General features: G+C 74.2%; 5 protein-coding genes. 3 read left to right on the top strand and 2 right to left on the bottom strand.

From position 1 onward, the window contains the following. Positions 1 to 287 precede the first annotated feature (287 nt). Complete coding sequence (locus QIS99_RS23095; RefSeq protein WP_282515507.1) at positions 288 to 1577, top strand: DUF6986 family protein; 1290 nt, start codon at positions 288 to 290, stop codon at positions 1575 to 1577. Between the two features lie 78 nt (positions 1578 to 1655). Beyond that, a complete protein-coding gene (locus QIS99_RS23090) occupies positions 1656 to 3539 on the top strand; it encodes a serine/threonine-protein kinase (RefSeq protein WP_282515506.1) in 1884 nt (627 codons plus the stop codon). A 225-nt stretch (positions 3540 to 3764) separates the two neighbouring features. Here QIS99_RS23090 and QIS99_RS23085 read toward each other — a convergent pair whose 3' ends face one another. Then, entirely contained in the window at positions 3765 to 4769 is a 1005-nt protein-coding gene (locus tag QIS99_RS23085; protein WP_282515518.1) for an ArsR/SmtB family transcription factor, read from the bottom strand. A gap of 185 nt (positions 4770 to 4954) precedes the next feature. On the opposite strand from QIS99_RS23085, the gene QIS99_RS23080 reads away from it, so the two are divergent. Beyond that, positions 4955 to 6133 carry an MFS transporter gene (locus tag QIS99_RS23080; protein ID WP_282515517.1) on the top strand — a complete coding sequence of 393 codons (1179 nt, stop codon included), beginning with the start codon at positions 4955 to 4957 and terminating at the stop codon, positions 6131 to 6133. A gap of 55 nt (positions 6134 to 6188) precedes the next feature. On the opposite strand, the gene QIS99_RS23075 is transcribed toward QIS99_RS23080, so the two are convergent. Continuing rightward, positions 6189 to 7175, bottom strand: a complete 987-nt coding sequence (locus tag QIS99_RS23075) for a LacI family DNA-binding transcriptional regulator (protein WP_282515516.1) — start codon at positions 7173 to 7175, stop codon at positions 6189 to 6191. Between the last annotated feature and the right edge of the window lie 24 nt (positions 7176 to 7199).

Genomic DNA, 7199 nt, shown 5'->3' with positions numbered 1-7199 from the left:
CCTGTTCACCCTGAAGGCCCCCGGCGCCGCCGGGGGCCTTCAGGTGTTCCGGCACCGCCTCCCGGCCGTCGCCCGACCCCCTCCCGGCTGTCGCCCGCGCGCCCCGTGCCGATCCGGTCGAAGTGGGTCAGCATGAGGTCGACGCCGCCGATCCTGCGAGCGGCAGAAAGCCGATCCTGCGAGCGGGAGAAAGGGGGTGTTGACCAGGTGGAAGGTACACAGATAACTTCGCCATACGGATTGTTGATTCCGTGCAGCGGAAAAACGTGACGTGGAGGGTGCAAGAAATGGGTCAGCAAGAGCAGGTGGCGACGAGCCTCGCGGGCGCGGTCAGCGAGGGCATCAGCGCGTCCCTCGCCCCGGTGGACGCCGAGCTGGAACGCCGGTACCCCGGAGACCCGGGCACCCGCCAGCCGGTCCACACCGTCTACGTACCGGGTGACGTGTTCGACGCCGACACCATCCGCAGCTGGGGGGACAAGGCCCTCGCCGCCCTCGACGAGCACGCCCCCGACGCCGCCACCTTCGCCGCGGCCGTCGGCCTGAGCGACGAACTGGCCGAGCCGGTCTACGCGCGCGTGCGCGCCAAGCTGGAGCGCGAGCCGATTGAAGACCTCCGTGTCGACTTCGAGGACGGCTACAAGGGCAAGGACGAGGACCACGACGCCGCCCGCGCCGCCCGCATCATCGCCGAGGCGTACGAGAACGGCACCGCCTCCCCGTACATGGGCATCCGCATGAAGTGCATGGAGTCCCCGGTCCGCGACCGCGGCATCCGCACGCTCGACGTCTTCCTCACCGGCCTGATGGAGTCCGGCGGCCTGCCCGACGGACTCGTCCTGACCCTGCCGAAGGTGACGTACACCGAGCAGGTCACCGCCATGGTGCGGCTCGTCGAGGAGTTCGAGAAGGCCCGCGGCCTTGAGCCCGGCCGGATCGGCTTCGAGATCCAGATCGAGACCAGCCAGTCCATCCTCGCCGCCGACGGCACCGCCAACGTCGCCCGCATGATCGACGCCGCCGAGGGCCGCGCCACCGGCCTGCACTACGGCACCTTCGACTACAGCGCCTGCCTCGGCGTCTCCGCCGCGTACCAGGCCAGCGACCACCCGGCCGCCGACCACGCCAAGGCGATCATGCAGGTCGCCGCCGCCGGCACCGGCGTCCGCGTCTCCGACGGCTCCACCAACGTCCTGCCGGTCGGCTCCACGGCCCACGTCCACGAGGCCTGGAAGCTGCACTACGGCCTCACGCGGCGCGCCCTGGCCCGGGCGTACTACCAGGGCTGGGACATGCACCCGGCGCACATCCCCACCCGGTACGCCGCCGTGTTCGCCTTCTACCGCGAGGGCTTCGAGGCCGCAGGCAAGCGTCTCTCCGCCTACGCCAACCAGGTCGACGGCGACGTGATGGACGAGCCCGCCACCGCCAAGGCGCTCAGCGGCTACCTGCTGCGCGGCCTGGACTGCGGCGCCCTCGACATCGCCGAGGTCGCCCGCCTCACCGGCCTCACCCGGGCCGACCTTGAGGGCTTCTCCTCGCCGCGCCGCGCGGCCCTCACGGCATCGGCCCAGTAACGGCCGGCCTCGGTGTCACTGCCGCCCCGTAGTCTGTACGCGTCCAGGCAGTAGGCCGTACAGAGGAGCGGGGCAGCGGTGGCTTCGGGGGAGAACCAACAGGGGGACGGCGTCGGCCGCCTGCTCGCGGGGCGGTACCGCGTCCAGGAGCAGCTCGGCCGCGGCGGCATGGGCATCGTCTGGCGCGCGGTGGACGAGGTCCTGGGCCGCCCGGTCGCCGTCAAGGAACTGCGCACCTTCACCGACGCGGCCGCCACCGAGCTGGCCGCGCTCCGCACCCGGATGCAGCGCGAGGCCAGAGCCGCCGCCCGGGTCCGGCACACCGGTGTCATCGCCGTGCACGACGTCGCGGAGGTCGACGGCCGCCCCCTGATCGTCATGGAGCTGGTCGACGGCCCGTCCCTCGACGACGTCCTGCGCGAGCGCGGCACGCTCCCGCCGCGCGAGGCGGCCGCCATCGGCGCCAAGGTCATGGAGGCCCTGGCCGCCGCCCACCAGGCGGGCGTCCTGCACCGCGACGTCAAGCCCGGCAACGTCCTCCTGGAACGCGGCGGCCGCGTCGTCCTCACCGACTTCGGCATCGCCATGGTCGACGACCCGGGCGACGGCAACTCCACCAACCTCACCCGCAGCGGCGAACTCGTCGGCTCCCTGGACTACCTGGCCCCCGAGCGCGCCCAGGGCCACGAGCCAGGACCCGCCTCCGACATCTGGGCCCTCGGCGCGACGCTCTACGGCACGGTCGAGGGCAACGCCCCCTTCCGCCGCACCTCCACGTGGTCGACGCTCACCGCGATCGTCAGCGAACCGCTGCCCGCCCCGGCCCTGGCAGGCCCCCTCGGCCCGGTCCTGCAGCAGCTCATGGCCAAGGACCCGCAGGCCCGCCCCGACGCCGCGACGGCCGTCCAACTCCTCACCGCCGTAGCCGAGTCCGACCGGGACGACGACACGACGGCGCTGCGGCCCGGCGCCCGCCCCACACCCGCACCTACGCCTACGCCTACGCCCACGCCCGGCGTCGTCCCGCCCGTGCACGGCGCTCCGACGGTCGGCTCCGGCGGTCTCCCGGTCACGCCGTCACCGGTCGGCGGGCCCAGCGGCCCTGGTGGCCCCGGCGGGCCTCCGTCGCCGAACGGCCCGTACGCACCGGGCCCGTTCGCCGCGCGGGGCGGGGACACCCCGAACGGCTCGGACACCCCGCTGGTCACTCCGGTCCCCGGCGCCCCGTCAGAGCGGGGGCGCCGCCGCCGGACGCTGATCATCGCGGCGGCCGTGCTCGCGGTGCTCGCGGCGGGCGGCGGTGGGTACGCGTGGCTGGCCGGTGGCGACGGGCAGCGCGTCGAGGCGGGCAGCACCGCCTCGCCGAGCGCGCCCGAATCCCCGTCCAAGTCGGCCGACCCGACCGCCTCGGGCAAGCCGAAGCCGACCGAGCAGGGGGACAAGTCCCCCTCCCCCTCGGCGAGTTCCCCGGGCGGGACGGAGGACGAGCCCGCCGAGGACGCCTCCAAGCCCGCGGCCGACGGCGGCACCACGGGCGGCGGCTCCGACGGAGGCACGGACGGCGGTACGTCCGGCGGCGGCACGTCGGGCGGCGGTTCGGGCGGTACGTCGGGCGGCTCGGGCGGCGGCTCCGAAGGCTCCGGCACGTCCGGCTCCTCGGGCGGGGGCGGGGAGCCTGCGCCGGTCTGCCACCCCGCGGGCGGCGGCAAGTACGACTGCAACGTCTGGCGCACGGCCGACTCGTACACGGCGTCCGGCGCGAAGGTCGGCGTCCTCAACGCCGGCACCAACTATTTCTACTGCCAGCAGAATTTGGGCCGCCGCGAGACCTACCAGGGCTGGACCAACGTCTGGTGGGCCAAGACGGACGACGACAGCGGCAACACCAACGTGTTCGTCAGCGACGTCTACATCAAGGGCGGCGAGAACGACAAGCCGCTGCCGGGCCTGCCGGTCTGCTGATCCCGGGCCTGCCGGTCTGCTGATCCCGGGCCTGCCCGTCTGCCGGTCTGCCGGTCTGCCCGTCTGACGGTCTGCTGGTCTGCCGGTCGGCTGATCCCGGGCCTGCCTGCCCGCCCGCCGATCGGCCGATCCCCGGCCGTCCGCCGTCCGCCGAGCTCGCGCCAGCTTGCTCCGGCTGGCTCTGCCCTGCTCTGCCCCGCCCCGCCCTGCCCCGCCCCGCCCTGCTCAGCCGGACCGACCGCCCAGCAGCTGATCGCCGAGCGCCGTCCGCCGGTACAGCACCTGCCGGCCGTGCCGGGCCCGCGTGACCAGGCCCGTGGCGAACAGCACCGCCAGATGCTGGGACACCGCGCTCGGCGTGACCCGGAAGCGCCGCGCCAGCTCCACCGTGGCCAGCGGCTCCTCCAGCTGGGCGAGCAGCCGCGCGCGCGTCGCCCCGAGCAGATCCGTCAGCGCCCCCGGAGGCGTGGCCGGCGGGGCGTCCACCCACAGCGTGCCGACTCCGCGACTCGGATACGCGAGCAGCGGCGCGACCTCCGACGTGACCGGCGGCGCGGGCTTGTGCGCGAACACCGACGGCACGAGCAGCAGCCCACGCCCCGCACCCGAGGTGCGGAAGCCCTCGCCGATCAGCCCGTGGATCTCCAGGACCCCGTCCCGCCACCGCAGATCCGGATGCATGTCGGCGAGCATCAACTTCATTCCGCCGGTGGCGAGTTGACGCGCCCGGTACGTCATGTCGGCCTCAAGGACGAGCCGGATCTGCGGCCACCAGGGCGCGATCGCCGCCTCCCAGTAGCGCGCGAGCACCCGGCAGAGGGCGTCCCGCAGGGCACACACCGCCACGTCGTCGCCACCGCCCGGCCCCTCCGACGCGACCCGCAACGGCCCCGGCAGCGCATCGGGCGCGTGCGCGTCCCGCAGATCGCGTCGTACGACGGCGGGCGCGGTGCCCCGTACGACGGCCAGTTGCTCGGCGAAGGACGCGAAGTGGGCGACCGGGCGCGGGGTGAGGAAGTCCGGCAGGGTGCGCCGGCGCGCGACCACGGACAGCAGCAACTCCCGGTCGAGCCCGCCGAGTCGACCCACTACGGCCCGGCGCCACGGCAGGTGCAGCGCGGACAGTCCGGGCTCGCGCAGCACCCGCAGACTCACCACGGTCTCGTGCAGCGGCGACAGCGCGAACCGGGTGTCGGCCACGTCTTCCGCACCGAGCGCGAAGCTGCTGATCATTAAGCGATACGCTACAACGATTCCGCGCGGCGCCGAGCGGCCGTGGGATACGGGACATGACAGCGAAGCCCCGTACGCACATGCCTGACCGTGCCCGCATCCGCATCCCCGGTCGTGCCCGCGTCCGCATCCCCGGTCGTGCCCGCGGTTCTGCTCGTCCCCCGGCGCTGAGCCGCAGGCTGATGCTGCTGCTCGCTCTCACCTGTGCCGTGGCCGTGGGCAACCTCTACTTCGCGCAGGCGCTCACGCCGCTCGCCGCGGCGGGCCTCGGGGTCTCGCCCGATGCGGCGGCCCTCGCGGTGACGGCCACCCAAGTCGGGTACGCGGCCGGGAACTTCCTCCTCGTACCGCTCGGGGACCGGCTCCCGCACCGGCGCCTCCTCGCCACGCTGCTCGGCCTGACCGGTCTCGGGCTGCTCGGGGCCGGGCTCGCCCCCACGCTGCCGTTGCTCGTCGCCGCGTCCGCCGCCGCGGGGCTCACCAGCGTCGCCGCGCCCGTGATCGGCCCGCTCGTCGCCGGTCTGGTCGCCCCGGACCGGCGAGGTGAGGTGTCCGGGCTGCTGGCGAGCGGTTCCATCGGCGGCATGCTCCTGTCCCGGGCGTTCGGCGGCTCGCTGGCGGAGACGCTGGGCTGGCGTGCGCCGTACCTGGTAGCCGCCGCCGTGATCCTGCTCCTCGCCTGGGTCGTCACCCGTGCCCTGCCCGCGACGCCGCCCCCGCCGACGGCCCGCGGGTCCTACCTCGCGCTGCTGGCCGCGCCCGTACGACTCCTGCGTGCCGAACCGGAGTTGCGTCGCTCCGCCTTCTACCAGGGCACGGTGTTCGCCGGCTTCTCGGGGGTCTGGACGGGCCTCGCCCTGCTGCTCGCCGGTCCGGTGTACGGGCTCGGCGCTCCGGCGGTCGGCCTGCTCGCCCTCGTCGGAGCGGCGACCATGATCTGCACTCCGTACGCGGGCCGCCTCACCGACCGGCGCGGCCCGGACCCGGTCAACCTGATCTGTCTGCTCGGCACGTTGGCCGCCGCCCCGGTGCTGGCCGTCGGGACGCTGGGCGGGGCGGCCGGGATCGCCGGGCTCGTCGTCGGCACGCTCCTCCTGGACGTGGCCATGCAGTGCGGCATGGTCGCCAACACCACGCGCATCTACGCCCTGCGGGACGACGCCCGCTCCAGTCTCACCACCGCCTACATGACCTGCGCGTACCTCGGCGGAAGCGCCGGTTCCTGGCTCGGCGCCCGCGCCTGGGAAGCGGCGGGCTGGCCGGGGGTGTGCGGCCTGCTCGCAGTCTGCGCCACGGCGGCGCTGGCGCGGCACGGGGCGGCGGTGCGGGGAGCGCCGGAAGGCGAATGCTCCGGGTCCTGACGTCCTGACGTCCTGACGTCCTGACGTCCAGACGTACGTGGGCATGGAGCAACTGTCAGTTCACCGGCGGCAGTTCGCCCGAGCCGCGCGGGACCAGGCGGGTGGTCAGCTCGATGCGCTGCGTCATGCCGGGCGCGCCGTCGAGCCGGTGGAACAGCCGCTCCGCCGCCGTACGGCCCAACTGCGCGGCGTCCTGGGCGATCACCGTCACGGCGGGGCGCAGCAGGTCCGCCAGCTCGAAGTCGTCGAAGCCGACGAGGGCCACCGGGCGTTCGAGGTCGGCGAGGACCCGTACGACCGTGACCGTCACCCGGTTGTTGCCCGCGAAGATCGCGGTGACCGGCTCCGGGCCGGAGAGCAGGGCCTCGGCCGCCGAGCGGACGCGGTCCGGCGCGGTGGAGCCGAGCGCCACCCACGAGTCGTGCACCGGAAGCCCGGCCTCCGTCATCGCGGCGCGGTAGCCGCGCAGGCGCTCGGCGGCCGTGTGGATACGGGCCTTGTCGCCGATGAAGCCGATCCTGCGGTGGCCGTGCGCGATCAGATGGGCCACGCCGTCGCGCGCGCCGCCGAAGTTGTCCGAGAGCACCACGTCCGCGTCGATCCGCCCGGCCGGGCGGTCCACGAAGACCGTGGCGACGCCCGCCTTGAGCTCCGGCTCCAGATAGCGGTGGTCGTCACCGGCCGGGATGACCACAAGCCCGTCGACCCGGCGCGCGCACAGGGCGAGCACCAACTCCTGCTCGCGGTCCGGGTCTTCGGCGCTTGAGCCGTTGATGAGCAGGGCGCCGTGCGCGCGGGCGACCTCCTCCACGGCGCGGCTGAGCGGGCCGTAGAACGGGTCGGCGAGGTCTTCCAGTACGAGTCCGATGCTGGCCGTGCGGCCCTTGCGCAGCACGCGGGCGCTGTCGTTGCGCCGGAAGCCGAGCGCCTCGATGGCCTCCTGGACGCGGCGCTCGGTGTCCGGGGTGACGCCCGGTTCGCCGTTGACGACGCGCGATACCGTCTTCAGGCCGACACCGGCGCGGGCCGCGACGTCCTTCATCGTGGGACGGTTGCCGTAGCGGTA

Source organism: Streptomyces solicavernae (assembly GCF_029968095.1).
Classification (GTDB): domain Bacteria; phylum Actinomycetota; class Actinomycetes; order Streptomycetales; family Streptomycetaceae; genus Streptomyces; species Streptomyces solicavernae.
This window is presented reverse-complemented; position numbering and strand designations above follow the sequence as displayed.

What these genes read in the sequence shown, in the direction of transcription:
- QIS99_RS23095 (WP_282515507.1), top strand. Translation starts at nt 288, where the DNA reads ATGGGTCAGCAAGAGCAGGTGGCGACGAGCCTCGCGGGCGCGGTCAGC.
- QIS99_RS23080 (WP_282515517.1), top strand. Translation starts at nt 4,955, where the DNA reads ATGCTGCTGCTCGCTCTCACCTGTGCCGTGGCCGTGGGCAACCTCTAC.
- QIS99_RS23075 (WP_282515516.1), bottom strand. Translation starts at nt 7,175, where the DNA reads ATGAAGGACGTCGCGGCCCGCGCCGGTGTCGGCCTGAAGACGGTATCG.